This is a genomic window from Rossellomorea pakistanensis (assembly GCF_016908495.1).
Lineage (GTDB): Bacteria > Bacillota > Bacilli > Bacillales > Bacillaceae_B > Rossellomorea > Rossellomorea pakistanensis.
In genome coordinates, this window is sequence record NZ_JAFBDZ010000002.1 from 120,025 (window position 1) to 142,168 (window position 22,144).

Sequence of the window (22,144 nt, forward strand, 5' to 3'; positions counted from 1 at the left end):
GAGAGTTTTTACATTGAAAAAAATCATTTCTTTATTGTTTCTGGTATTATTGATTTCTTTATTGTTTCTGGTATTATTGATTTCTTTAAGTGCCTGTTCAAACGAAAATCAAAACAGTGACGAGGAGGCAAAAGAAACTGTCGGCGGCCTAGATCGAGAAGCAAAAGTGTTAGCACAAAACCTGGAGATTCCTTGGTCGATTGCTAAAAGCGGAGATGTCTTTTATTTAACAGAAAGAACAGGTTCCATTGTTAAGGTTGAAGACGGAAATCAGACAAGAATGAGGGTAGAATTAAGTGACCCTTTAGCAGAAGTGGCAGAGGCGGGATTAATGGGATTTGTGCTTCACCCTGAATTTAATGACAACAGTCTGGCCTTTGCTTATTATACATACACAGAAGCAGGCGATTCCATAAATCGCCTAGTTCAATTAAAGTTAGATGGTGATGTATGGAAAGAAGAAAGAATTCTACTCGACAATATTCCAAGCGGTCAGTTCCATCAAGGCGGAAGAGTGGAAATCGGGCCTGACAACAAGTTATTTGTTACAACTGGAGATGCTACACAGGAGCAAATTTCCCAGGATATAAACGCAATTGGTGGTAAGATACTCAGAATCAATCTAGATGGAACGATTCCCTCCGACAATCCTTTTGAGGGATCATACGTTTATAGCTATGGACATAGAAATCCACAAGGTCTAGCATGGAATGAAGCTGGTGAGCTTTATAGCACTGAGCATGGCCCTAGCGGCTTTGACGAAATCAATCATATTCAAGAAGGAAAAAATTATGGCTGGCCTCTTATTACTGGGGATGAGAACATGGCAGGTATGCAAACACCAGTCATTCACTCAGGTGAATCCACGTGGGCTCCCTCGGGGGCAGACTTTAAAGATCATACACTTTATTTTGCCGCTCTTGCAGGCCAAGGCATTTATTCCTATTCACTTAATACAATGAAGTTAGAGAAAGTTTTGGGTGGATACGGACGGGTTAGAGATGTATTGATAGTGGGAGATACCCTATACTTTGTCACTAATAATACCGATGGACGTGGCGTTCCAAGAGAAAACGATGACAAGCTTTACCAAATTGATTTGACCAATCTTCGCAAAAATTGATTAAAAAAGAGCTGTCCCGATGAGCCAGGAATCACAGTGTTTGCCTACATTTGTGGTTCTAGACTCACTTGAGACAGCTCCTTTTTTATATGGAAGAGGCTTTGACGCCATTCATAATCATGTGGATGGTGTATTCAATTTCTTTTTCATTATCCCAATCTGCTTCAGGAAGCAGGAGGTGTCTTGCTATAAGAAAGCCGAAAATTGAAGAGAGCGTGAATCTGAGCACCGCCTGGGAAGGCATACTGATAACCTGGCCTAATTCTTGATAATGCTCGATAATTCTTTGGACACGTTCAAACAATTTATTGGCGATATGCTCTTTAAATTGTTCTTTAAGTTCAGGGTGAAACGGAATTTCTTGAATGAGAATTCGAAAGGCCGCCATATTTTCTTTTAAAAAAGCTTGGCGATTTAATATAAGAGCTTTTAAAAAGGCTTCGTACGTCTCATATTTGGTATCTAACACTTTGTTTAAGTCTTTTATAACAAAGGGAGCGACGAGTTTGGCCATTGTCGGTGCCACAATAGATAATAGTAAATCTTTTTTGGTTTTATAATGTCTAAAGATCGTTCCTTCTGCGACTCCTGCTTTTTTAGCAATTTCATTTGTAGAGGTAGCAGAGTAACCTTTTTCCGCGAAAATCTCTATGGCTGATTCTAAGATTTTTTTTTGCTTCTCTGTTAGACTCTCATCTTGATTTAGAAGTTCTTCAAAGAGATTATGTTGATTTTGTTCAGGCATTTTGATACCCCTATCATACTAGTATATACATTTATATTTTACGGTATTTTTTTAAAGCTGCAATGTTTAGTAATACGAATAAAATGGAAAACCCCAATAGAATCAACAACGGAACGGCTATTTCCGATAAGGATAGCCCCCTAATCATCACATCACGTAGGGCATCCGCTGCATAATACAATGGAGTGACACGACCGATCCAGCTTAACCAATCTGAGATCGTATCCAAATTAAATAAGCCAGAGAAAAAAATTTGTGGAACGACGACAATAGGAATAAACTGCATCATTTGCAGCTCGTTTTTGGCGAAAGATGAAAGCAAAATACCGAGCGTAAGTGCTGAAAATGACAGGGTGACGATAATCATTAGTAAATGAATAAATGCTCCCTTCATCATCATGTCTAAAATATAGATAGAAAACCATGAAATAAAAGAGGCTTGTAGAATCGTAATGATTCCAAAACCGATTACATAGCTAACAACCATTTCCCAAATTCGCAGTGGACTTGCAAGCAACCGCTCTAATGTTCCGCTCGTTCTCTCTCTTAAGAAGGAAACACCACTGACTAAAAATACAAAGAAAAAAATAAAAAATCCAAGAAGAATCGGCCCAAAGGAATCAAAAAGCCCCATCTCCTGCTGCCCATACAAATAATGTACCTCTTCACTTAGTGTTGCTTGATTATCTTTTGTCAAAGCCGTCTGTATTTCCTTTAAAACAGCCCCGTTAATAGTAGGGTCACTACCTTCAACGGTAATCGATGGATTATTTGGTTCTGTAAAATCAACGAAACCATCAATCGTTCCTTCTTTCATCGCCGTTGTAGCTTTAGCTTCTTCACTATAGTCTTCCCAACGATCAGGAATTGAAAAACCATTTTGAGCAGAAGATAGAACATACCCAACCTTTGGTTCATAGTCTTCTGAATCAAAGATGAGGGATAGCAAAGTTAAGATTAAAATAGGTGCCATAAACATTAAAGCAAGTGTACGTTTATCACGAAGCAGCTGGCGAATAATTCTCAAGGAAAAACCAAGAATTCTCATATGTTCGACACCTCCGATTTAAGAAAGACTTCTTCAATGGAAGACACTTGAAACGACTCTGTAATGGATTCCGGCTTTTCATTCGCAATAATTTTTCCATCTCGTAACAAAGCAAGACGGTCACAGCGTTCCGCTTCATCCATCACATGGGTGGTAATCAGTAACGTCCTGCCATGTTTTTTTAGTTTCTGAAACTGCGCCCATATTTCTTTCCGCAATACTGGGTCAATCCCTACAGTAGGCTCATCTAAAATCAGCACCTCTGGGTCATGAAGAAGAGCGATCGCTAAGGACAATCTTCTTTTCATCCCACCTGAATATAGATGAACAGGCTTCTTAAGATGATCTAGTAGGTCAACGGTCTTCATAACTTCTTCGATTCTTTGTTTGCGTTCTTTCTTTTTGAGTCCATATATAGAGGCAAAAAACTGTAAATTCTCATATGCTGTTAACTCTTCATAAAGAGCATCTGATTGCGCCATATAGCCAATTTTTTTGTAGAATGGGATCGCTTTAATTTCTTCACCTTTAAAGGACACTTCACCAGCAGACAGAGACTCTAAACCAATAAAAATTTTAATTAATGTCGTTTTTCCAGAACCTGATGGACCAATAAGGCCAAAAATTTCACCAGATGGAATAGATAAGTCTACTTTATTCAATACGGGGTGATGACCAAACGATTTTGAAACGTTTTTAAAGTCAATAATTACGTCCATTTTTACACCTCCATAGAAGTGAGTGATTACTCACTTTATATTATGACATCGTAGAGGTTTTGTAAAGTGAGTAATCACTCATTTTAAGCGGGTGAAGTTCGAAATTTGTCGAGCGGTCAATATATCGAAGATTACGGACAAATTATTAGATAAAATGGACAAATTAATGATCGTTCCCGACAAAAAAACACGAAAACGGGACAAATAAATTTGTTTAAGCTTTTCATTGGGGTGACTAGTTACAACAAAATGGGGGTACATGATTGAAATCTCGCTAACAGTGCATATTAACTTTAGAACTATTATGGAAGGAGGCACCCACACCATGAAAAAACAGACGAAACAAAATTATAAAGATGCCGAAGTGAGACAAGAGGAAATGCAAACAATAAAGGATTTTTCGAACAATGAAAACAGACAGCCTGAACCACAACCCAAAGATTATGATGAAATAGAGTATTAAGAAAAAGTCGATCCTAATGATTGGGATCGACTTTTTACATGTACCAAGTATTAAGTCACTTAACGATTATTCAACCTGGTCATTCTCCCATTGATAGCTCCAAAAGCGTTCATTGGTAACCCATTTGAGAGCGTCGGGATCATTTTGTTTCAGCTTTTCGTCCATATCCTTAAGCATCCAAGCAGTTTGGGAAATATGAGCCTTCATCGTTTCTATTTTTTGGTCTTTTACTGCTTGAATGTTATTAATGATGTCTGGTGCACCTAAGTCTTTTTCGCAGTCTTTTGAAAAAGCAACAAGATGTAATTTTGGACGAGAAGCTTTTGGTAATCTTCTCACAGCACGAACGACTGCACTGGCCGTTGCCTCGTGGTCCGGGTGAACAGAATACCCTGGGTAGAACGAAATGATTAATGATGGATCGAGCTCTTCTATGAGCTCTGTCACCATATTTGCCAGAGCTTCATTGTTTTCAAATTCTAACGTTTTGTCGCGGTAACCCATCATTCTTAAATCTTGAATTCCCATCACTTGAGCTGCTTTTTCTAGTTCTTTTTTACGAATAAGGGGAAGAGATTCTCTCGTTGCAAAAGGAGGGTTTCCTAAATTTCTTCCCATCTCTCCTAGTGTAAGGCAAGCATAGGTAACGGGGGTGTCATTTTTTACATGAGTAGAAATCGTTCCGGATACACCGAATGCTTCATCATCTGGGTGAGGGAAAATCACAAGTACACTTTTTTCTTTTTCCATGATCCTATTCCTCCTTACTCAAAAGGTTTCGAACTGATTTCTAATGCAACAGCAAGCTTACCGTCAAAGTCATGGCCTGCCATTAATAATCGTCCTGCTTCATCGATTTCAAAATGTGTTAGTCCTTCGGCATAAATCCAGCCAATATCAAGCTTTAGTCCTACTCTGTATGGTCCTTCCCCAACAATTTTTCCGTGCTGATAACGAACTTTTGCATTTCTTATGTAAGCTCCAGCTGAAAAGAACTCTTCATTAAAATGAGAAGCATATGCTCCATTCGTCGTTTCTAAATGTATATAAACCTCTTGGCGGGCAAAATCATTGATGTGCCCCTGTACCTTCGTCGTCACAATTGGTTCCATTGCTTTTCCTCCTTGACGATAGAATCCAATTACAAATCAAAAACAAGTATTATCATTATCTTACTAAAAACGGAAAAGAAATGCGAAGAAATAGGGACGGTCCTCGACTACAGTAACGCTTTACTGCATTCGAGGACCATCCCTGAAAGATCTCTGTAAAGAAATGTTTCCTTTTTATAGGTGGGAACCGATTAAATAAAGCAATTGGCAAACGCCAATTGTATCCAGTCCAATTTCTAATTTCTGACGTCATATACAGGCGTTTTAGAACGGAGTTACTCATTCTATCTAAGTAATGATTTAAAAAACTTTATTTTCTATTATACGCTCCGTGCATAACCGGTCCAACATATTCGTTTAGTTTGAATCCGTGTTGGATGGCGGCAGTGACAAATTTTTTGGCGTTTTGAACAGCTTGTTTCACCGCTTGTCCGTTTGCCAAATTGGCGGTAATCGCTGCTGCGAATGTACATCCAGCACCGTGGTTGTAAGTCGTATCGATTTTCTCCGCTTCTAATAACGTGAATTCTTCTCCATCAAAGAATAAATCAACTGCTTTTTCATGCTGTAGCTGTTTTCCCCCTTTGATGATGACGTTTTTAGCACCAAGCTCAACAATCTTTTGGGCTGCTGCTTTCATATCATCAATCGTGTTAAGCGGACCATTTTGAGCTAGTTGGCCTGCTTCAAACAAGTTAGGAGTAACCACTAGGGCGCGAGGAAGCAGATATTCTCTCATCGCGTCTGTTGTTTCAGGGTGTAGTACCTCGTCTTCTCCCTTACACACCATGACAGGATCAATCACTACTTTTTCTAGTGAATATTCATCGATTTTCTTCGCCGCTAATTCAATGATTTCAACAGAACCAAGCATTCCCGTTTTCATTGCATCGACACCTACAGATAAGACCGTATCTAATTGTGCTTTTAATGTATCAATGGAAAGTGGGTGAACATTATGATGCCAGTGATTATTAGGATCCATTGTAACAACCGTTGTTAAAGCGGTCATTCCGTATACCCCATGTTCTTGAAATGTCTTAAGGTCCGCTTGAATTCCAGCTCCACCGCTTGTATCAGAACCTGCAATCGTTAATGTTTTGTTTAAACTCATTCTTCCTTTTCCTCCTATGTATTTATCTACATGTTCATTTATTCTCTATTAAGAATAAATGAATCATTCTGTAAAAACAAATGCAAAATCCAATTGACGACTTCCAACATTTATCGTTAAGGTAGTGTTAGAAAATCCTGTAAAAAGGGGCTTTAGTAGATGAACAAAATTCTATATATTGAAGATGAAAAAGATATTGGTCAGTGGGTTTACAAACATCTAGAGGAAAAAGGTTATCAGGTCACCTGGTTACAATCTGGAGATCAAGCCTTTTCCTATATAGAAGAAATCGACCTTGTGATCCTAGATGTAATGCTTCCCGGTTTAGATGGTTTTTCGATTGGAAAAAGAATCAAGCGGGAAAGAGAAGATCTTCCAATTTTAATGTTTTCCGCAAGATCTGCTGTAGAGGACAAGCTTGAAGGGCTGCAATTTGCTGATGATTACCTTATCAAACCATTTCATCCTGAAGAATTAGTCGCCCGTATAGAAGTTTTATTAAGAAGGTATTCGAAGCATACACCAGACTCCTTAGTATTCCAGCACCTTGAAGTGTATCCAAAGGAAAACCGAATCGTCGATACAAGAACCGATCGAGAAATTATCTTGACAGGGAAGCAGTTTAAAATTTTTCAATACTTTCTTATGAATGCAAATCAGATTTTAACGAAAGAGCAAATCTATGAGGGGGTTTGGGGAGAAAGCTTTATGGAAGGAGATAAGACACTGATGGTACATATTCGTCATTTAAGAGAAAAACTCGAGGACAATCCAGCGAGTCCCACGATCATTGAAACGATTAGAGGGATCGGATATAGGATGAAATCATGAAGTTTTTTCAATCATTATTATCAAAATATATACTGATTATTTTAATCGGGATTGTCTTGCTCCCTTTTGCTTTTCCTATCATTTCGTTGTTGTTCTATATTCCATTCCCATTTTTGGAAAATTTAAATGAGAAAGAGGCCATCAACGGAGAAGTAATAGAAAGAGATTGGCATGAGGCAGCTAAGGACTTGGATGGGGCGAACCGAAAACAAATCATCGAAAAGCTTGAAACATTCCAGAAAGAGTATAAAGAATCTGAAGTTTTCTGGGTAAATCGTGAAGGTGTATTAACCTATCAATCACAAAAAAATCTAAATATACCTAAACAATGGGATGCCGATTATACAGTAAGGTTTATGAAGGATCGGGTAGAGGGGGATCCTTTTACAGTAGTTGCTTTTATTGGTAAACAACAGAATCAAGGATTTATGGTTTTCCAAATATCTAGAGATATACTAGAACCGCCTATTCAAAAGCTAAGAGATAACTACGGTTATATTTTTATAATCGGTTTATTAGTTATTCTTGCTTCATTCATGTTCGTTTCTTTACTCTTCTTCAGAAGTATCCGAAAACGTCTGATCCATCTACAAAACGCCATGATGATAAGAGATGAAAGTAATATTCCCTATCCTGTTAAAGTGAAAAAGAAGGATGAGATCAGTCAGTTAGAGGGCTCCTTTAATCAAATGATTGACGAATTAAAGAGTAGCAGACAACGTGAACTAGAAGAAGAACAACTTCGAAGACAGCTGATTGCAAATTTATCCCATGATTTAAGAACTCCCATCACAGCTATTAAAGCCCATGCCTATTCCTTAACAACGGAGCCGATCTCTGAAAAAGGGAAAGATTCATTAAAACTAATAGATCATAAAATAAGCTATTTAGATCGATTAATTGAAAATTTAATGTCGTATACTCTCTTAGTAGCCGGGAAATACCTTTATAAGCCGAATGAGATTGAAATCCATCGGGTGATTAAAACATCGATTGCATCTTGGTATCCAGTTTTTGAAAAGGAAGGCTTTGGCATCCATGTTGAGCTTTTGGATGAGCAAGTGCATTGGTATTTAGATGCTCATTGGTTTGAAAGAGTGTTGGATAATCTTTTTCAAAACGTTCTAAGGCATGCAAGGTCAGGAAAATTCCTCTCGATCAGATCCTTTCGAAAGGATGAAGAGCTGCGGATTGTGATAGAGGATAAGGGCCCAGGATTAAAGCACACCTCAGAAGATAAAGGAGCAGGCATAGGGCTTGCCATTGTAGCTCTTATGGTAAAAGAGATGGGACTGAAATGGGAGGTCTCTTCAACTGAAGAAGGAACCAAAATAGAATTGTATAAGATTAAATAAAAAAGAGGCTGACATTATTTATGGTTAGCCTCTTATCTTTTTTAAACTAAATTTAAACTTACACCTACCTCGGTTTTAACCTAAGAGGTTTATCTTGGAATTGAGGTGAGAGGAATGAACGAAAACATTATCCAAACAACAAATTTAACGAAAAGTTTTAAATCGTCAAAAGCAGTGGTAGGGCTCAATATGCAGCTGCCTCAAGGAGAAATTTACGGCTTTCTTGGTCCAAACGGTGCCGGGAAGACAACGACGATCCGGATGCTTCTTGGATTAATGAGACCTTCACATGGTTCCATCCGAATTTTTGATCAAGAACTTAAGAAAAATAAGCGTCGTATTTTAAAGCAGGTAGGGTCTCTAGTAGAATCTCCTTCTTATTACGGACATTTAACCGCAAATGAAAATCTCGAAGTGACTAGAAAAATATTAAATGTCCCTCAAAGTAGAATTAATGAAGTGCTAGAAATCGTTCGGTTAACAAATAGTGCGAATAAAGCGGTAAAGGGATATTCTCTTGGAATGAAACAACGGTTGGGGATTGCCAATGCATTGCTAGGAAATCCAAAGCTTTTAGTATTAGATGAGCCAACAAATGGCCTGGATCCTTCTGGAATCCTAGAAATGCGAGAATTAATAAAATCACTCCCCAAAAAATATGGAATGTCCGTACTTGTTTCAAGCCATCTGTTATCAGAAATTGATCAAATGGCGACAAGGGTGGGGATTATCACAAAAGGAGAACTTATTTTCCAAGACTCCATTGATGCTTTAAGAGAAAGAGCGAAATCGAATATAAAGTTAAGAGTAAGTGATGAAGAAAGTGCATGGAAGTACCTATTATCGCAGGGAGTTAGTGTCGATTGGGAACAGGAAAAAGGATTGCAATTGCAGGAAAACAAAGATGATAGAATTGCAAATGTTGTTGAATTGTTAGTGAAAGAACGGTTTTCGATCTACCGGGTGGAAGAAGAGAAAATGTCTTTAGAAGATATCTTCTTAGACATGACCCGAGGGGAGCTCAGCTTATGATGAAAAGTCTCTTACTAGCTGAAATGATCAAAATTAAGCGAAGAGCGGTATGGTTATTAGTCTTCTTAGGACCGATCGGAATCGTTGGCATACAAGGTCTTAATTATGGAATTCGATACGAGTATCTTGTGAAACCAGAAAGTGATGTGTGGGGAGATCTCTTAATGAACTTAAATATGTTCGTCCCCATCACACTTTTATTAGGAATAGCTATCATAACATCGCTAAATTCAAGTATTGAGCACCAAACAAATACATGGAAGCAGATACTAGTGTTACCAGTGTCGAGGAAGAGCATCTTCTTTGTAAAGTTTTTATTGAACAGTTTCTTGCTCCTTCTATCATCCCTACTCTTAGTCGGCGGAACGATCTTGTTAGGAGTTCTATTAAAGTTTGGATATGATTTCCCGATGGTAGCGATCTTGAAAAATAGCTTCTTTCCCTTTTTCGCAGCACTTCCAGTTTTAGCTCTGCAACTATGGCTATCTATCGTTGTTTCAAACCAAGGAGTGGCATTAACCGTTGGAATTCTTGGAGCGATTGCGTCAACCTTCTTTCGTTTACCAGAGTGGATTCCATATAGTTGGCTCTCCTTTCAAAATGAAGAATATGTATTAAATATTAGTTTAGGACTGTTGACTGGATTACTCGTTTTCATTATGGGAGCCCTACATTTTTCAACAAAGGATGTGAATTAAATGATACGGTTATTTCGTGCAGAATGGTATAAAGTGCGAAAATCAAAGATCCTCCCTGTACTATTATTAGGTCCGTTAATAGCAGGTATTTCTGGAGCAGGAAAGAGCGTATATGAAGAGGGAAATCAGTGGTTGGGCCCGCTTTTTATGATGATTATTGTACACGCTCAAATTTTTCTTCCCTTATTAACGGGTGTCTTAGTCGCTTTTATTTGTCGCTATGAACATCAAAATGGAGGGTGGAAACAATTATTCGCTCTTCCGGTGACAAGAGGGCAGGTTTTTACCGTTAAGTTTGCCATCGTAGCGATCCTAATAGCCGTTGTACAATTATTATTTTTGCTAGGACTTTATATCATTGGAATGATGAAGGGATTCAATGATCCGTTTCCATTATTGATATGGAAAAGCATTCTAGGTGGCTGGATTGCATGCTTACCTTTGATTGCCCTCCAGTTATGGGTATCACTTGCATGGTCTAGCTTTGCAGCACCATTAGCTTTAAACGTGATCTTTACTTTACCGAATATACTTGTTGCAAATTCAGCAACATATGGTCCTTGGTACCCATGGGCGCAGCCATTACTAACAATGATTGCACCATTGACTCAAGGGGATGTTGCAAATAATTTAAATTTCCCAATCGAGACTCTTGTATTTGTAATTAGCACAAGCTTTCTAGTCTTTGCCTTTTCTGGCTTTATCTATTTTCAAAGAAAAACGGTTTAGTTGTCACAAATGTGGCAACTTTTTTCTTTAGAGGGGCTCACAAGACTAAATTACACCTTATAATAGATTAAAAGGGAGGGGATTGACGATGAAATCCGTCTGCATACTAGCGGGAGGGAAATCCAGTAGAATGGGGCAGAACAAGTCTTTACTATCAATTGGAGACAAAACCGTTATTGAATTAATCGTAGAGGAACTGTCACAGGTCAGTAAAGATATTTTTGTCATTTCAAATGATTCCCGCCCTTATGAAAACCTTGAGGTAAGATGCTATCCCGATATCCATGGGTATCAAGGGAAGGGACCGTTAGCAGGACTATTAACGGCACTTATCGAAGCAAATGGAGATATCGTTTTATTAACAGCCTGCGATATGCCATTTGTTTCAAAGGATTTTGCTACAGAGCTAATAGAAATGATGGAGAACAATCAATGGGATGTTTGTCTTCCCTATTTTGAAGGGAGAATTCATCCACTTTTTGCGGTCTATCATTCTAGAATCCTTAATGAAGTAAGAAATTGTCTAGCTCAAGATAAGTTAAGTATTAAATCCCTCCTTAAGAAAGTCAGAGTGAAAACCGTTACAGAGAAGGATCTGTCCAAGGATTTGGCTAAGCAATTGCCAAAGATTTTATTTAATATGAATACACCGGAAGAATATAGAAAGGCGAAGGAGATTGTCCATGTTCAAAATGACAAAAGACCCTATTAATATAAATGAAGTGACCAATGCAGTCGTAAAAAGAGAAGCTGGAGCAATCGTAAACTTTATCGGAACTGTGAGAGAGTTAACGGATGGTAAAAAAACATTGTATTTAGAATATGAAGCCTATGAAAGCATGGCGTTAAAAAAGTTAGAAAGAATCGGTCAAGAAATCAAAGCGAAGTGGGATGATGCAGAAGTGGCAATCGTTCACCGACTCGGAAGGTTAGAGATTTCTGACGTAGCCGTCGTCATTTCCGTTTCAACACCACATCGTCATGATGCCTATGAAGCGAATCGTTATGCCATTGAACGAATAAAAGAGATTGTTCCGATATGGAAAAAAGAACATTGGGAGGATGGAGTAGAATGGATAGGGAATCAAAAAGGAACGAAAAGCTATCCAGAAGGAAAGCCAATAGGAGGGGACTTTAATGATTAAGGTTTTGTTCTTTGCTCACTTAAAGGAACAAGTTGGGACGGAAATGCTAGAATTCGAGGCTTCTGGAATGACCATTGAGAGGCTGCTATTTAAACTGGAAAAAGAATACTCCCTTCCAGCATTAAATACTATAATGGTAGCGGTGAACGAAGAATTTGAAGAGCGCTCCTATCAACTAAAAGCAGGCGATATTGTAGCTTTAATCCCTCCAGTAAGTGGGGGATAACTAGAGTACTGAGTAGTTTTTGGGGATGGGTCCGTTAATGAGATAGTTTTTCTTTTTAAAAGTGAGTACTTAATTCCTAATTTGTCCGACACTGCCTTTATTTAACCTGTGATGTCGATAATCAGTCTGCAAGCTCCAATAATTTGATTAGAATCCACTATTATTGACCAATGGACATACCGACAAATTTCATCAACGCCAGATTTAAAAAGAGCTGACCCCAACACAAATGTTGGGGTCAGCTTTTCTGAGTACGAGATCATTTTTATATGTTTTTAGTGAAATTGAGGTCCTTTGCTTCATTCGAGCCAACAATGACTACCTTACCTTTATCTAGTTCAGCCTCATATTGGTCTGCCTCTGCTTGGTTCATTCCAACTGCTCTCATTTTGGAGCGTAATTCATCTCCTCGACTTTTCAGAAAGTTCCCTAAAGACTCGAATATTCCTTGCTCTTTAATCCCGATATTTTCTGTGTGTGTAACATCTGTAAGATCTTTGGAACGTTCACGATAATGGGCAAAAATATAAATATCATGATCAGTAAATCCTTCGTTCTTTAACGCGTTTACAGTGTCTGTTGCTTGGACTCCATTTTCGACTGTTCTAATTTTATACAAAATAAAACCTCCTATGATGGAATCTTTATTTCTTAGTACCTGTTTACCCATCAATACAAGTCTTAAACAAATGCTAATAGGTGGTGAAATTTAACAGCTTTTGAATGCGGTATCCGATGTATTGTAACCAAGCGATACTATAATCCTGTAACCATACTCCTGTGTGTACTCAACTTCTTTATTTTTCCAAATGCGATAGAAATAGGATAATAATTCTTGGTCAAGCTCATTCCCTTTTGGTGTTTTGATCCAAACATTCGTTTCTGGATTTAAGTCCTTGAGATTTCGTGTCGTATAGTTTGCTGACCCTCTAAGAATAACGGAATGCTCTTATTTTCTAATATAAAGCAGCTTTGTATGGTATTGTTCCATTTTATTTGAGAACTCTTATTCCCCATTTCATTTAATTCCTTTGCGACAGGAATGTTGGGGAGCCCCATTTTCTGCTGACCAAAAGCATTTTGATTAGGGTCGAGAATAATCCGTACTCTCCTCCTATACCCCATTCGATAACAAATATTCCAAGTTCTGACAATTTTTTTATAATAAATAATAGGAAGGAAGGTGGAGGCGATGAGTCATCATCATGAAAAAATAAAAGAAATGGAAGCCATTTTACAAGAATTGAAAGCGGGTCAACAGGAAACGGGGGGCGCTTTAGCGATAGAGAAAAGCAGAAAAAGTCCTACTTTGAAGGATATTAGCGGTTTAGTATTTAGATTTTGGAAAAGTAGGGTTCTGATTCTTCTTCTATTATTTGCTCTCATTGTTTCAGGAATCTCAATAGGGGTTTACTCATGGTTAAGTGGGGATAGTTTTAAAGAAGAGAAAGGTAGTTTTGTAGAGAAAATCCGTGAAATGAGTTCACTTGCTACAGCTCAAGGATATGTTAAGGCAGTTATTGAGCAAGAAGATAATCAGATCTTTGGTAAAGAAATAGCAGCAGATATCCCAGGGACAAAACGAAAGCTATTAATTGTTGTGCCTGGAACGGTATTAGCAGGAGTAGATTTAAAGAAAATCAAACAAAGTGACATTTCTGTAAATGAAGATTCGAAGGAAATCTTTTTGACTCTACCTGAAGCGGAGATCCTGCAAGCACCTTCGATTCATACAAGCAATATCGAATTATTCTCGGTTGAGGGAGTTTTCCGTAGTGAAGTAAACTGGGAGGAAGGCTTTAGTTTAGCGGATGATGCAAAGGAATTAATGAAGAAAGAGGCAACGGATCAAGGGTTGTTAGAAGCAGCTGAAAAAAATGCCAAGCGGTCTTTAAAGGAGTTCTTTGAGCATATCGGCTATAAAGTAACGTTTAAGTAGATTAATAGAGAGAGGTGTCTAAGAGTGGGTAAAGACATACTTAAGAATGATTGGGCTGATTTATTAAAGGAAGAATTCGACAAGCCTTACTATTTGAAGCTCCGTGAATTTTTAAAAGAAGAGTATCAAAATGAAAGGATCTATCCTAATATGGCTGATATATTTAATGCCCTAAATTACACCCCCTATAAAGATGTGAAAGTAGTGCTTTTAGGTCAAGATCCTTATCATGGTCCGAATCAAGCACATGGATTAAGCTTCTCGGTAAAGCCTGGGGTAAAAATCCCGCCTTCCTTAAGGAATATGTATAAGGAAATGAAGGCTGATATTGGCTGTGACATTCCTGAGGATGGATACTTAAAGAAATGGGCCGATCAAGGCGTGCTGTTGTTAAATACAGTCTTAACAGTACGAAGTGGACAAGCTCATTCACATAAAGGCGAGGGGTGGGAGATCTTCACAGATCGTGTAATCTCACTGATTAATGAAAGAAAGAAACCAGCCGTTTTTATGCTTTGGGGTAAGCCTGCGCAAAGCAAGCTTAAAAGGATCGACACGGACAAGCATTTTATTATCACGTCACCACACCCAAGCCCGCTTTCTGCCAATCGAGGATTTTTTGGAAGCAAGCCATATTCAAAAGCGAATAAAATCCTAAAAGCACTAAACGAGAGCGAAATTGATTGGTGTCTGAAAGGTTAGAAACATTTTTCTACAGGTGACAACATGTTTCACGTGAAACATTCAAAACCGCTAGGAGAATGTATGAAAAGAGCAGAAGAGTTTCAGAAGAGTTTTGATAGAATAGGTGACGAATATACGAAATGAAAGGGGAATGGTATTGATCCATACAAAGAAGGTTAATTGTTTTCATTGTCAGTATTTTTATACGACTTGGCAGCCTAGTCATCCAAGGGGATGTAAGGCGTATGGATTTAAAACCAAGAAAATACCGTCCCAGGTCGTCTTGCAATCTTCAGGTCAACCTTGTTTAAAGTTTACTAAAAGCCGAAGGGACGAGGATCATTAATAGATTATTTTTAAAAAACATTCATAGTTGATCAAGTGTCCTTTGAGAATATAGTCGTAAAATGGTACTATTCAGGTTTAGAAGGGAAAACGATTATTTCTCGAAGAAAAGGAGGAGAGCCTGTGAATATCAGTCATCAATCCATTATTAAAAAAATCGAACAAGAATTAATGAAGGCGAAAACAGTAAATCAATCAGATAAAATGAAAGAGCATATTTATTCCATAAAAGCCTTGTGTGAAGTACTATTAGAGTCGGATAGTACCCATCAATCTACAAACGTGCTTTTAAGTAATGATCAGCAGCAGCCAAGTTATATCCCTCCTTCTCAGCCTGCACAACCTATTAGGATCCAGGAAGAGAAAAAATTAAAAACAGATGACGGGGCAAACGGAGATTCACTATTTGATTTTTAGGAGTGTGGAAAATGAAGATCTTTATCATTATTGGTGCCATTAGTGCTTTTCTTTCGGTCGGTTTCGGTGCATTTGGTGCACACGCATTAGAGGGAAAGATTTCGCAGAAGTATATAGAAATCTGGAATACTGGAGTCCTTTATCAAATGTTTCATTCCATTGGGATCATTATCGTAGGGATTCTGCTCGGGAATGTTTCGGCTAGTTCTGTTCTTTCATGGTCAGGCTGGTTGATGCTCATTGGAATTATCTTATTCTCTGGAAGTTTGTATGTTCTTAGTTTATCAGGCATTAAGGTACTAGGGGCTATTACACCACTGGGAGGCGTTTCCTTCCTAATTGCCTGGGTATTAATTGTTGTGTTTGCGGTGAAAGCATTATAATAAAAAGCTCTTTTTAAAAGATTGTTGTTGGTTTTCGCTGCAGGTGCGAGACTCCTGCGAGAGAAGCGGAACAGGTGAGACCTAAGCAGGAGCATGGCAACGAGGAGGCCAACCTTCTGACCCGCGGAAAGCGAGCATCCCTTCGCTGCAACCAACTAACTCCTTTTCAAATAATATCAATGTTTACGAAAACAGCCTAAAAAAACGCGGGACTGTCCTTTAAGGGTCCAACTCACATTAACTCTCATATATAGAAGTAGTATACAAAGTTTCTTCTATATACAGGTGATGTGATCTTAGAACCTTATGATTTGGACAGTCCCGTTTTTTTATCTTTGAGAGTAAGTTCCCATTCCTCCATTACCACCAAAAGGATATTCATACTCAATTTCCTCATCAAAGGTAATGTAATCTAAGTATATCATCGGTAATAAATAACGTGTTCCTGTTTGAGGGTCGCTTAAAATAAGGTGATCACGTCCAGCTGCCTCAATGATTCCTTTAAAAACCTTAGCATTCCATTCTTGGTTGTTTTCAAATGTCATGTAAACTGTAGCGACTTTTCCTTTGTTAAGGCGTAGAATATTTTCAATATACGATTGTTCGATTGGCAGCATTCCTGGAACAGCTTGTGTAGGGGCCGGTGCATCTGTTGGTTGAGGTACCTGTATACCTCCTCCAAATCCACCATTTTGCCCCTGACCTTGCATCGGTCCCATAAATTGCCCTGTTCCATACTGGCCATATTGGTTGGATCCTTGACGCTGGTTATAGCCATACATATATGGGTTTCCCCCGTATTGCACCATGTTAGAACCTCCTTAAATTAAAATACTTTTGGACAATCAGCTTGTGTTGGCTGGAAAAAACAGTGGGATTTATATCGACCAGAATTAGCTTGGTTATACCACTGTGCTGGACAGGCTCCTGCAGGCTCAAAGAACCATAAAGCATAGGAAGCAGGATGATAGCGCAACCCTTTAATCGTATCTCTTGCTAACTTAATGTCCTGTTCTCGAGCTCTTTGATAAAAATAACCTTTCTGTGTCGCTTCAAATCCCCCCGGACTTTGAAAAACCATTCTTTGAATCGTGTTAATGTCCTTAAAATCTAAACAACGTGACCGGACTCGATTGACTCCAGTGTTTCCAACCATGAGCATCCCGAGCTTCCCTTCACCCTCTGCTTCCGCTCTCATCAGTCGTGCCAACAGCTTCACTTCTTTTTCGTTATGTGCAATTACAGCCATTTATTTCACCTCTCTTTAGGTGTATGACTATGAATGAGTATCGGTGAAACATTAGTGGCTTTATTTCACTATTTCATAACTATGAGGATAGGTTGTGGATTATACCTTGTTTTTAGGTGATGCTTTGGTTATTGGCGTGGGTGTGCATGCCCACCCGCGAAAAGTGTTGAATTTAGTCGGCCGGTCAATATATTTCCGGTTATGGACAAATTAATGGTCATAATGGACAAATTATCTTTCCTTTTGGACAAATAAATTAGTTTAAAAAACGTTTCACATTCTATTCGAAAATGTCCTAGCAATTGATCATCCACTACTAAAGTTGGATTTATAAAACCAGGTCAAAAAAATGACACTATATTCCCCCGATATAGTGTCAACGTAATAAATTATTAGTTTACGTGAAGAAATTGTGAAATTTTTTCTTCTTTTAATAGGTTTCCGACAAAGAATGTTCCGAACTCCCCAAAGCGGGCGCTTACTTCGTCAAAACGCATTTCGTAGATCAGCTTTTTAAACTGCAGGACGTCATCAGCAAATAATGTCACGCCCCATTCATAATCATCGAAGCCAACAGAACCTGTAATGATCTGTTTTACCTTACCTGCATATTGGCGTCCAATCATTCCATGATCGCGCATCATACTACGGCGATCCTCCATCGGCAGCATATACCAGTTATCCTCACCTTGGCGGCGCTTGTCCATTGGGTAGAAACAAACATGATTCGCTTTTGGTAGAGCTGGATATAGTCTTGCACGGATTTGTGGATTTTCGTATGGATCTTCTCCAGCAGGTAGATAGTTACTTAATTCTACTACAGAAACATATGAGTAAGTTGGAATCGTAAATTCAGCTATTTTTAGCTTATTGAACTCATTTTCCAATTCGTTTAACTCTTCCATAGTTGGACGAAGAATCATTAGCATGAAATCAGCTTTTTGACCAACAATTGTATAAAGAGCATGACTACCGGCCTCTGCCTCTTGTGCTTGATTGACTTTATCTAAGTATGCATGGAATTCATGAATTGCAGATTGGCGTTCATCACTTGAAATCAGCTTCCAAGCTGTCCAGTCCATTGAACGGAAATCATGTAAAGAATACCAGCCTTCTAACGTTTGTGCTGCTTCACTCATGAAAATCACTCCTATCTAATCTATTTGCAACTTTACTATATCATAGTTTGACCGAATCAATTACATTAGAAACCTTATTGTTAAGAAATTGCCATAAGCTAGGATAAATAATTTTTGTTGGAGGATAATAAAAGATTGTATACAGTAGATTTAATTTTCAAAAAACAAAAACATTTACGTTGAAAACGATAACATTCTTCGTATATCTTGAATTCTCTCATCAGAAGGGTATTCTAAAAATGGAATGTAATTTAAGGAGGTATTTTGGTGAGCGATTTGTTTCAAACCTTAACTGATAAAATAAAAGCGAAGGAATTAAAAATCGTTTTTCCTGAAGGGTTAGACGAAAGAATTTTAACTGCAGCATCTAGACTAGCAAAAGATGAAATCCTGACTCCGATTCTAGTTGGAAATCCGGAAGAGATTCAATCGAAAGCGAAAGAATTAAATGTTATTCTTGAAGGATGTGAAATCTATCATCCTGCCCAGTATGACCGAATGGATGAACTTGTACAAGCATTTGTTGAACGTCGTAAAGGAAAAGCTACTGAAGACGATGCTAGAAAAATCCTACTGGATGAAAACTATTTCGGTACAATGCTGGTTTATAAAGGATTAGCGCACGGATTGGTCAGTGGCGCTGCTCACTCAACGGCAGACACGGTTCGACCTGCACTTCAAATTATTAAAACAAAAGAAGGTGTCCGTAAAACTTCAGGTGTCTTTATTATGGTACGCGGGGATGAGAAATACGTATTTGCTGATTGTGCCATCAATATTTCACCAGACAGCCAAGACTTAGCGGAAATTGCTCTTGAAAGTGCGAAGACAGCTGAAATGTTTAATATTGATCCGAAAGTGGCTATGCTGAGCTTTTCAACAAACGGTTCCGCAAAATCACCTGAAACCGAGAAAGTAACAGACGCTGTAGAAATTGCCAAAGAACGTGCTCCATACCTTACTTTAGATGGGGAGTTTCAGTTTGATGCAGCATTTGTTCCATCCGTAGCAGCGAAAAAAGCTCCAGATTCCGTGATCAAGGGTGATGCAAATGTCTTCGTATTTCCAAGCCTTGAAGCAGGGAATATTGGCTACAAAATTGCTCAACGCCTAGGGAACTTCGAAGCAGTCGGTCCAATCCTTCAAGGGTTAAATGCCCCTGTAAACGATCTATCCCGTGGATGTAATGAAGAAGATGTTTATAAGTTAGCATTGATAACAGCTGCACAAGCGATTTAATTATATAGGGGGCTGTCCAAATAGGGGTCCGGAACCACTATGTATATAGAAGATGTCTTGAGGGTTTCTTCTACATATTAAAGTTGTAGTTCCTGATTCCTCGGTTTTGGGCAGTCCCTTTTTCATTTATATTTATGCTGTATAGGGCCTAAGATTTATTTTTTTCGAAAAAAAGCTTATGGAACAATAGAAAATACCTTCATTTCCTTAGCTTAAAGGAAATAATTTGAGCTTGATTTCCAACTTTTACAAATTCTATCGATTTCTCGACAACAATTGACGAGTTTCTCTGAAACTGAAAAGAGCAAGCCAGACCCCTGACAGAAATCCTTCTAAAGCTGGATAAGTTTCACTCAATTGGACAAAACATAAATACCAAAGCCATCATGATTGGAGCTTAACCCGGTATGAATCTAACTTATCTAACTTATCTAACATTGGAATTAATCTGTGGATTTTTCCTGTTATTTTTAATTATAAAGATCCTGGGAAAAAAGATTATTACCCAAATTACACCTTTTACATTTATTTCAGCTATTATTCTAGGTGAACTTTTAGGAAATGCTCTTTATGATGAAAAGGTTGGCGTCAGGTATATTTTCTATACTATGTGTTTATGGGGACTCCTTTTGTTTATAGTCGAGACTGCTAGTCAGAAATTTTTAAAATTACGTTTACTTTTTGAAGGGAAACCATCGGTATTAATAAGGAATGGGATTGTGAATAGGGAGCAGTTAAAGAAAAATCGAATGAATCTTAATCAGCTACAAAGTTTACTCCGACAATCTGAGACTTTTTCAATACGAGAGGTTGCCTACTGCTACTTGGAGGCAAATGGATCCATTAGTTTATTGAAAAAAACCTCTTATCAAAAGACGACTCAAGAAGATTTTAATTTCGCCCCTAAGCCTGTACATGTTCCAGTCACGGTTATAAGGGATGGAGAATTATTAACGGATGAATTATTGGATATTGGCCGTGATAAGGAATGGCTATTGTTGCAATTAAAGTCACAAGGAATAGAAGAACCAATGGAGGTCTTTCTAGCTGAATGGTTAGAAGGAGATGGGCTATTCGTTCAAACCTTTAATCAAGCTTCTCTTAGTAAAAAATGAGGTTCAACATCCTTCCTCTTCAGCTAAAAGAAGCTTCTCTATGGTATAATGAGCACGCATGTTTGTTATATTGTGGATTAATAGTGAACGATGCTTAAGGCTTTGTTGCTAGATGTGGCTTTATCGGTGCCCCTTGAGCATTTCTTATGAAGGAGTATTTTAGAAAAAATGGAAAAAGATAAATCAAAATTACTTCAACAGCCAAATTGGAGAATTATTGATCAGTCGAGCTTAGGACCGATCTTTGGTGCACTTCAGTCATTTGCGATAGATGATACTTTATGTACCTCAATTGGCGCTGGAAACTCTGTTACAACAGCTAGATCCTGGGTCCATCATGATACTATTGTATTGGGGATTCAGGACACGAAGCTTCCCTTTCTGGAGGAGGCACTTCGTTTTTTAGAAGATCAAGGATATCAGTATATTGTTCGAAATTCAGGTGGTCTTGCTGTTGTATTGGATTCGGGTGTATTAAACCTTTCGTTGATTTTTCCTGACTCTGAAAAAGGGATTGATATCAATCGTGGCTATGATGCTATGCTTGAGCTTATCAAAGATATGTTCAAGGACTTTAATGTAAAAATAGAAGCGAAGGAAATTGTTCATTCCTATTGTCCAGGGAGCTATGATCTAAGTATTCATGATCGTAAGTTTGCTGGGATTTCCCAAAGAAGAATCAAAAATGGTGTAGCTGTTCAAATTTACTTATGTATCAATGGCTCAGGAGAAGAGCGAGCGAGATTGGTACAGCAATTCTATAAGATTGGAAAAAAAGAAGAAGTGACCAAGTTCATTTTTCCTGAGATAAAGCCGGAAGTAATGGCTTCACTATCAGACCTTTTAGGTATTGAATTAACGGTTCAAGATGTGATGCTTCGTTTCTTACAATCGTTAAAATCATATAGTCATAACATTTTTGCAAGCCCTCTTCATGGTGAAGAGCTGGTTCTATATGATGCCTATTATCAAAGAGTCCTAGATCGTAATGATAAAGTGCTAAATAGCTAAAAAAGGAACGTGCCATAAGGTGGCCGTTCCTTTTTATAAAATTTACGAAATAAATGTTTATTTGTGTATTGCCCTGTTCAAGGCGTTACCGCTTTTCTGGTGTCCAGTTCCAGCGCCTAGGCCTTCGAGTCATAAGCCAAGCCACCAAGGAAGGGAAAGGGCGCCCTTTCTAGGTGACTCGTCTTATGCTTTGCCAGCGGCGCACAGGATGTGGGTCAGAAAGGCGTTGCCACAGGACGTGGCGAACTTAGCCTTTCAACCTCTTAGAGGCGCTTCCGCTTTT

Annotated in this window: 27 protein-coding genes; 17 read left to right on the top strand and 10 right to left on the bottom strand. The window is 38.3% G+C overall.

The genetic code is table 11. The features are described from left to right. The first annotated feature begins 13 nt into the window (after positions 1 to 13). Positions 14 to 1,123: a PQQ-dependent sugar dehydrogenase gene (locus JOC86_RS08345; protein ID WP_239587489.1), complete on the top strand. Its 1,110-nt coding sequence runs from the start codon at positions 14 to 16 to the stop codon at positions 1,121 to 1,123. An 85-nt stretch (positions 1,124 to 1,208) separates the two neighbouring features. Here the strand turns inward: JOC86_RS08345 and JOC86_RS08350 are convergent, their stop codons facing one another. The 3 genes from JOC86_RS08350 to JOC86_RS08360 are packed head-to-tail and all read right to left on the bottom strand — an operon-like array spanning position 1,209 to position 3,635. Further along, entirely contained in the window at positions 1,209 to 1,868 is a 660-nt protein-coding gene (locus tag JOC86_RS08350) for a TetR/AcrR family transcriptional regulator (RefSeq protein WP_205170573.1), read from the bottom strand. A 31-nt stretch (positions 1,869 to 1,899) separates the two neighbouring features. After that, complete coding sequence (locus JOC86_RS08355; protein ID WP_205170576.1) at positions 1,900 to 2,916, bottom strand: ABC transporter permease; 1,017 nt, start codon at positions 2,914 to 2,916, stop codon at positions 1,900 to 1,902. Then, the gene (locus JOC86_RS08360; protein ID WP_205170578.1) at positions 2,913 to 3,635 is read right to left on the bottom strand and encodes an ABC transporter ATP-binding protein; all 723 of its coding nucleotides are present in this window, start codon (positions 3,633 to 3,635) and stop codon (positions 2,913 to 2,915) included. Before JOC86_RS08360 ends, JOC86_RS08355 begins: the two co-directional genes overlap by 4 nt. A gap of 325 nt (positions 3,636 to 3,960) precedes the next feature. Between JOC86_RS08360 and JOC86_RS08365 the strand changes: the two genes are divergently transcribed. Next, entirely contained in the window at positions 3,961 to 4,098 is a 138-nt protein-coding gene (locus JOC86_RS08365) for a hypothetical protein (RefSeq protein WP_205170581.1), read from the top strand. Between the two features lie 66 nt (positions 4,099 to 4,164). Here JOC86_RS08365 and bshB2 read toward each other — a convergent pair whose 3' ends face one another. The 3 genes from bshB2 to pdxK form a co-directional block, all read right to left on the bottom strand. Then, positions 4,165 to 4,848 carry a bacillithiol biosynthesis deacetylase BshB2 gene (bshB2, locus tag JOC86_RS08370; protein ID WP_205170584.1) on the bottom strand — a complete coding sequence of 228 codons (684 nt, stop codon included), beginning with the start codon at positions 4,846 to 4,848 and terminating at the stop codon, positions 4,165 to 4,167. 14 nt (positions 4,849 to 4,862) lie between these two features. Further along, positions 4,863 to 5,210, bottom strand: a complete 348-nt coding sequence (locus JOC86_RS08375) for a YojF family protein (RefSeq protein WP_205170587.1) — start codon at positions 5,208 to 5,210, stop codon at positions 4,863 to 4,865. A 310-nt stretch (positions 5,211 to 5,520) separates the two neighbouring features. Next, a complete protein-coding gene (gene pdxK / locus JOC86_RS08380; RefSeq protein WP_205170589.1) occupies positions 5,521 to 6,324 on the bottom strand; it encodes a pyridoxine/pyridoxal/pyridoxamine kinase in 804 nt (267 codons plus the stop codon). A 159-nt stretch (positions 6,325 to 6,483) separates the two neighbouring features. On the opposite strand from pdxK, the gene JOC86_RS08385 reads away from it, so the two are divergent. The 8 genes from JOC86_RS08385 to moaD all read left to right on the top strand — a co-directional run bounded on the left by JOC86_RS08385 (position 6,484) and on the right by moaD (position 12,340). Continuing rightward, positions 6,484 to 7,155: a response regulator transcription factor gene (locus JOC86_RS08385; RefSeq protein WP_205170592.1), complete on the top strand. Its 672-nt coding sequence runs from the start codon at positions 6,484 to 6,486 to the stop codon at positions 7,153 to 7,155. Then, positions 7,152 to 8,510 carry a sensor histidine kinase gene (locus JOC86_RS08390; RefSeq protein ID WP_205170595.1) on the top strand — a complete coding sequence of 453 codons (1,359 nt, stop codon included), beginning with the start codon at positions 7,152 to 7,154 and terminating at the stop codon, positions 8,508 to 8,510. Before JOC86_RS08385 ends, JOC86_RS08390 begins: the two co-directional genes overlap by 4 nt. A gap of 114 nt (positions 8,511 to 8,624) precedes the next feature. Beyond that, positions 8,625 to 9,542 carry an ABC transporter ATP-binding protein gene (locus JOC86_RS08395; RefSeq protein ID WP_205170598.1) on the top strand — a complete coding sequence of 306 codons (918 nt, stop codon included), beginning with the start codon at positions 8,625 to 8,627 and terminating at the stop codon, positions 9,540 to 9,542. Beyond that, positions 9,539 to 10,240: an ABC transporter permease gene (locus JOC86_RS08400; RefSeq protein ID WP_205170600.1), complete on the top strand. Its 702-nt coding sequence runs from the start codon at positions 9,539 to 9,541 to the stop codon at positions 10,238 to 10,240. The genes JOC86_RS08395 and JOC86_RS08400 overlap by 4 nt, the downstream gene beginning before the upstream one ends. After that, on the top strand, positions 10,241 to 10,969 hold the full coding sequence (locus JOC86_RS08405; protein WP_205170603.1) for an ABC transporter permease: 729 nt from the start codon (positions 10,241 to 10,243) through the stop codon (positions 10,967 to 10,969). Positions 10,970 to 11,057: 88 nt separating this feature from the next. After that, a complete protein-coding gene (mobA, locus tag JOC86_RS08410) occupies positions 11,058 to 11,681 on the top strand; it encodes a molybdenum cofactor guanylyltransferase (protein WP_205170606.1) in 624 nt (207 codons plus the stop codon). Next, the gene (locus JOC86_RS08415) at positions 11,653 to 12,114 is read left to right on the top strand and encodes a molybdenum cofactor biosynthesis protein MoaE (protein ID WP_205170609.1); all 462 of its coding nucleotides are present in this window, start codon (positions 11,653 to 11,655) and stop codon (positions 12,112 to 12,114) included. Before mobA ends, JOC86_RS08415 begins: the two co-directional genes overlap by 29 nt. Then, complete coding sequence (gene moaD, locus JOC86_RS08420) at positions 12,107 to 12,340, top strand: molybdopterin converting factor subunit 1 (RefSeq protein WP_205170612.1); 234 nt, start codon at positions 12,107 to 12,109, stop codon at positions 12,338 to 12,340. The genes JOC86_RS08415 and moaD overlap by 8 nt, the downstream gene beginning before the upstream one ends. A gap of 265 nt (positions 12,341 to 12,605) precedes the next feature. Here the strand turns inward: moaD and JOC86_RS08425 are convergent, their stop codons facing one another. After that, positions 12,606 to 12,959 carry a YflT domain-containing protein gene (locus JOC86_RS08425; RefSeq protein ID WP_205170614.1) on the bottom strand — a complete coding sequence of 118 codons (354 nt, stop codon included), beginning with the start codon at positions 12,957 to 12,959 and terminating at the stop codon, positions 12,606 to 12,608. A 573-nt stretch (positions 12,960 to 13,532) separates the two neighbouring features. Between JOC86_RS08425 and JOC86_RS08430 the strand changes: the two genes are divergently transcribed. From JOC86_RS08430 to JOC86_RS08445, 4 genes are all read left to right on the top strand, one after another. Beyond that, complete coding sequence (locus JOC86_RS08430; RefSeq protein WP_205170616.1) at positions 13,533 to 14,279, top strand: DUF4230 domain-containing protein; 747 nt, start codon at positions 13,533 to 13,535, stop codon at positions 14,277 to 14,279. A 24-nt stretch (positions 14,280 to 14,303) separates the two neighbouring features. After that, positions 14,304 to 14,981 (top strand): uracil-DNA glycosylase, encoded by a 678-nt coding sequence (locus JOC86_RS08435; protein WP_205170618.1) that lies wholly within the window; start codon positions 14,304 to 14,306, stop codon positions 14,979 to 14,981. A gap of 450 nt (positions 14,982 to 15,431) precedes the next feature. Beyond that, positions 15,432 to 15,725: a DUF5327 family protein gene (locus JOC86_RS08440; protein WP_205170620.1), complete on the top strand. Its 294-nt coding sequence runs from the start codon at positions 15,432 to 15,434 to the stop codon at positions 15,723 to 15,725. Between the two features lie 11 nt (positions 15,726 to 15,736). Then, a complete protein-coding gene (locus JOC86_RS08445; protein ID WP_205170631.1) occupies positions 15,737 to 16,108 on the top strand; it encodes a DUF423 domain-containing protein in 372 nt (123 codons plus the stop codon). Positions 16,109 to 16,437: 329 nt separating this feature from the next. Here the strand turns inward: JOC86_RS08445 and gerQ are convergent, their stop codons facing one another. From gerQ to hemQ, 3 genes are all read right to left on the bottom strand, one after another. After that, complete coding sequence (gene gerQ / locus JOC86_RS08450; RefSeq protein WP_205170633.1) at positions 16,438 to 16,917, bottom strand: spore coat protein GerQ; 480 nt, start codon at positions 16,915 to 16,917, stop codon at positions 16,438 to 16,440. A gap of 17 nt (positions 16,918 to 16,934) precedes the next feature. Then, positions 16,935 to 17,357 (bottom strand): cell wall hydrolase, encoded by a 423-nt coding sequence (locus JOC86_RS08455; protein ID WP_205170635.1) that lies wholly within the window; start codon positions 17,355 to 17,357, stop codon positions 16,935 to 16,937. Between the two features lie 392 nt (positions 17,358 to 17,749). Then, positions 17,750 to 18,496, bottom strand: coding sequence for a hydrogen peroxide-dependent heme synthase (hemQ, locus tag JOC86_RS08460; RefSeq protein ID WP_205170637.1), 747 nt, complete (start codon positions 18,494 to 18,496; stop codon positions 17,750 to 17,752). Between the two features lie 267 nt (positions 18,497 to 18,763). On the opposite strand from hemQ, the gene pta reads away from it, so the two are divergent. The 3 genes from pta to lipL all read left to right on the top strand — a co-directional run bounded on the left by pta (position 18,764) and on the right by lipL (position 21,861). Further along, positions 18,764 to 19,735, top strand: a complete 972-nt coding sequence (pta, locus tag JOC86_RS08465) for a phosphate acetyltransferase (protein WP_205170639.1) — start codon at positions 18,764 to 18,766, stop codon at positions 19,733 to 19,735. Positions 19,736 to 20,142: 407 nt separating this feature from the next. After that, positions 20,143 to 20,850 carry a YetF domain-containing protein gene (locus JOC86_RS08470; protein WP_205170641.1) on the top strand — a complete coding sequence of 236 codons (708 nt, stop codon included), beginning with the start codon at positions 20,143 to 20,145 and terminating at the stop codon, positions 20,848 to 20,850. Between the two features lie 168 nt (positions 20,851 to 21,018). Next, a complete protein-coding gene (lipL, locus tag JOC86_RS08475) occupies positions 21,019 to 21,861 on the top strand; it encodes an octanoyl-[GcvH]:protein N-octanoyltransferase (RefSeq protein WP_205170644.1) in 843 nt (280 codons plus the stop codon). Positions 21,862 to 22,144: the final 283 nt, after the last annotated feature.

What these genes read in the sequence shown, in the direction of transcription:
- JOC86_RS08455 (WP_205170635.1), bottom strand. Translation starts at nt 17,357, where the DNA reads ATGGCTGTAATTGCACATAACGAAAAAGAAGTGAAGCTGTTGGCACGA.
- hemQ (WP_205170637.1), bottom strand. Translation starts at nt 18,496, where the DNA reads ATGAGTGAAGCAGCACAAACGTTAGAAGGCTGGTATTCTTTACATGAT.
- lipL (WP_205170644.1), top strand. Translation starts at nt 21,019, where the DNA reads ATGGAAAAAGATAAATCAAAATTACTTCAACAGCCAAATTGGAGAATT.
- JOC86_RS08360 (WP_205170578.1), bottom strand. Translation starts at nt 3,635, where the DNA reads ATGGACGTAATTATTGACTTTAAAAACGTTTCAAAATCGTTTGGTCAT.
- bshB2 (WP_205170584.1), bottom strand. Translation starts at nt 4,848, where the DNA reads ATGGAAAAAGAAAAAAGTGTACTTGTGATTTTCCCTCACCCAGATGAT.
- JOC86_RS08385 (WP_205170592.1), top strand. Translation starts at nt 6,484, where the DNA reads ATGAACAAAATTCTATATATTGAAGATGAAAAAGATATTGGTCAGTGG.
- JOC86_RS08430 (WP_205170616.1), top strand. Translation starts at nt 13,533, where the DNA reads ATGAGTCATCATCATGAAAAAATAAAAGAAATGGAAGCCATTTTACAA.
- gerQ (WP_205170633.1), bottom strand. Translation starts at nt 16,917, where the DNA reads ATGGTGCAATACGGGGGAAACCCATATATGTATGGCTATAACCAGCGT.
- pdxK (WP_205170589.1), bottom strand. Translation starts at nt 6,324, where the DNA reads ATGAGTTTAAACAAAACATTAACGATTGCAGGTTCTGATACAAGCGGT.
- JOC86_RS08415 (WP_205170609.1), top strand. Translation starts at nt 11,653, where the DNA reads ATGTTCAAAATGACAAAAGACCCTATTAATATAAATGAAGTGACCAAT.
- JOC86_RS08350 (WP_205170573.1), bottom strand. Translation starts at nt 1,868, where the DNA reads ATGCCTGAACAAAATCAACATAATCTCTTTGAAGAACTTCTAAATCAA.
- JOC86_RS08395 (WP_205170598.1), top strand. Translation starts at nt 8,625, where the DNA reads ATGAACGAAAACATTATCCAAACAACAAATTTAACGAAAAGTTTTAAA.
- JOC86_RS08400 (WP_205170600.1), top strand. Translation starts at nt 9,539, where the DNA reads ATGATGAAAAGTCTCTTACTAGCTGAAATGATCAAAATTAAGCGAAGA.
- moaD (WP_205170612.1), top strand. Translation starts at nt 12,107, where the DNA reads ATGATTAAGGTTTTGTTCTTTGCTCACTTAAAGGAACAAGTTGGGACG.
- JOC86_RS08375 (WP_205170587.1), bottom strand. Translation starts at nt 5,210, where the DNA reads ATGGAACCAATTGTGACGACGAAGGTACAGGGGCACATCAATGATTTT.
- JOC86_RS08470 (WP_205170641.1), top strand. Translation starts at nt 20,143, where the DNA reads ATGAATCTAACTTATCTAACTTATCTAACATTGGAATTAATCTGTGGA.
- JOC86_RS08390 (WP_205170595.1), top strand. Translation starts at nt 7,152, where the DNA reads ATGAAGTTTTTTCAATCATTATTATCAAAATATATACTGATTATTTTA.
- JOC86_RS08355 (WP_205170576.1), bottom strand. Translation starts at nt 2,916, where the DNA reads ATGAGAATTCTTGGTTTTTCCTTGAGAATTATTCGCCAGCTGCTTCGT.
- JOC86_RS08405 (WP_205170603.1), top strand. Translation starts at nt 10,241, where the DNA reads ATGATACGGTTATTTCGTGCAGAATGGTATAAAGTGCGAAAATCAAAG.
- JOC86_RS08445 (WP_205170631.1), top strand. Translation starts at nt 15,737, where the DNA reads ATGAAGATCTTTATCATTATTGGTGCCATTAGTGCTTTTCTTTCGGTC.
- JOC86_RS08365 (WP_205170581.1), top strand. Translation starts at nt 3,961, where the DNA reads ATGAAAAAACAGACGAAACAAAATTATAAAGATGCCGAAGTGAGACAA.
- mobA (WP_205170606.1), top strand. Translation starts at nt 11,058, where the DNA reads ATGAAATCCGTCTGCATACTAGCGGGAGGGAAATCCAGTAGAATGGGG.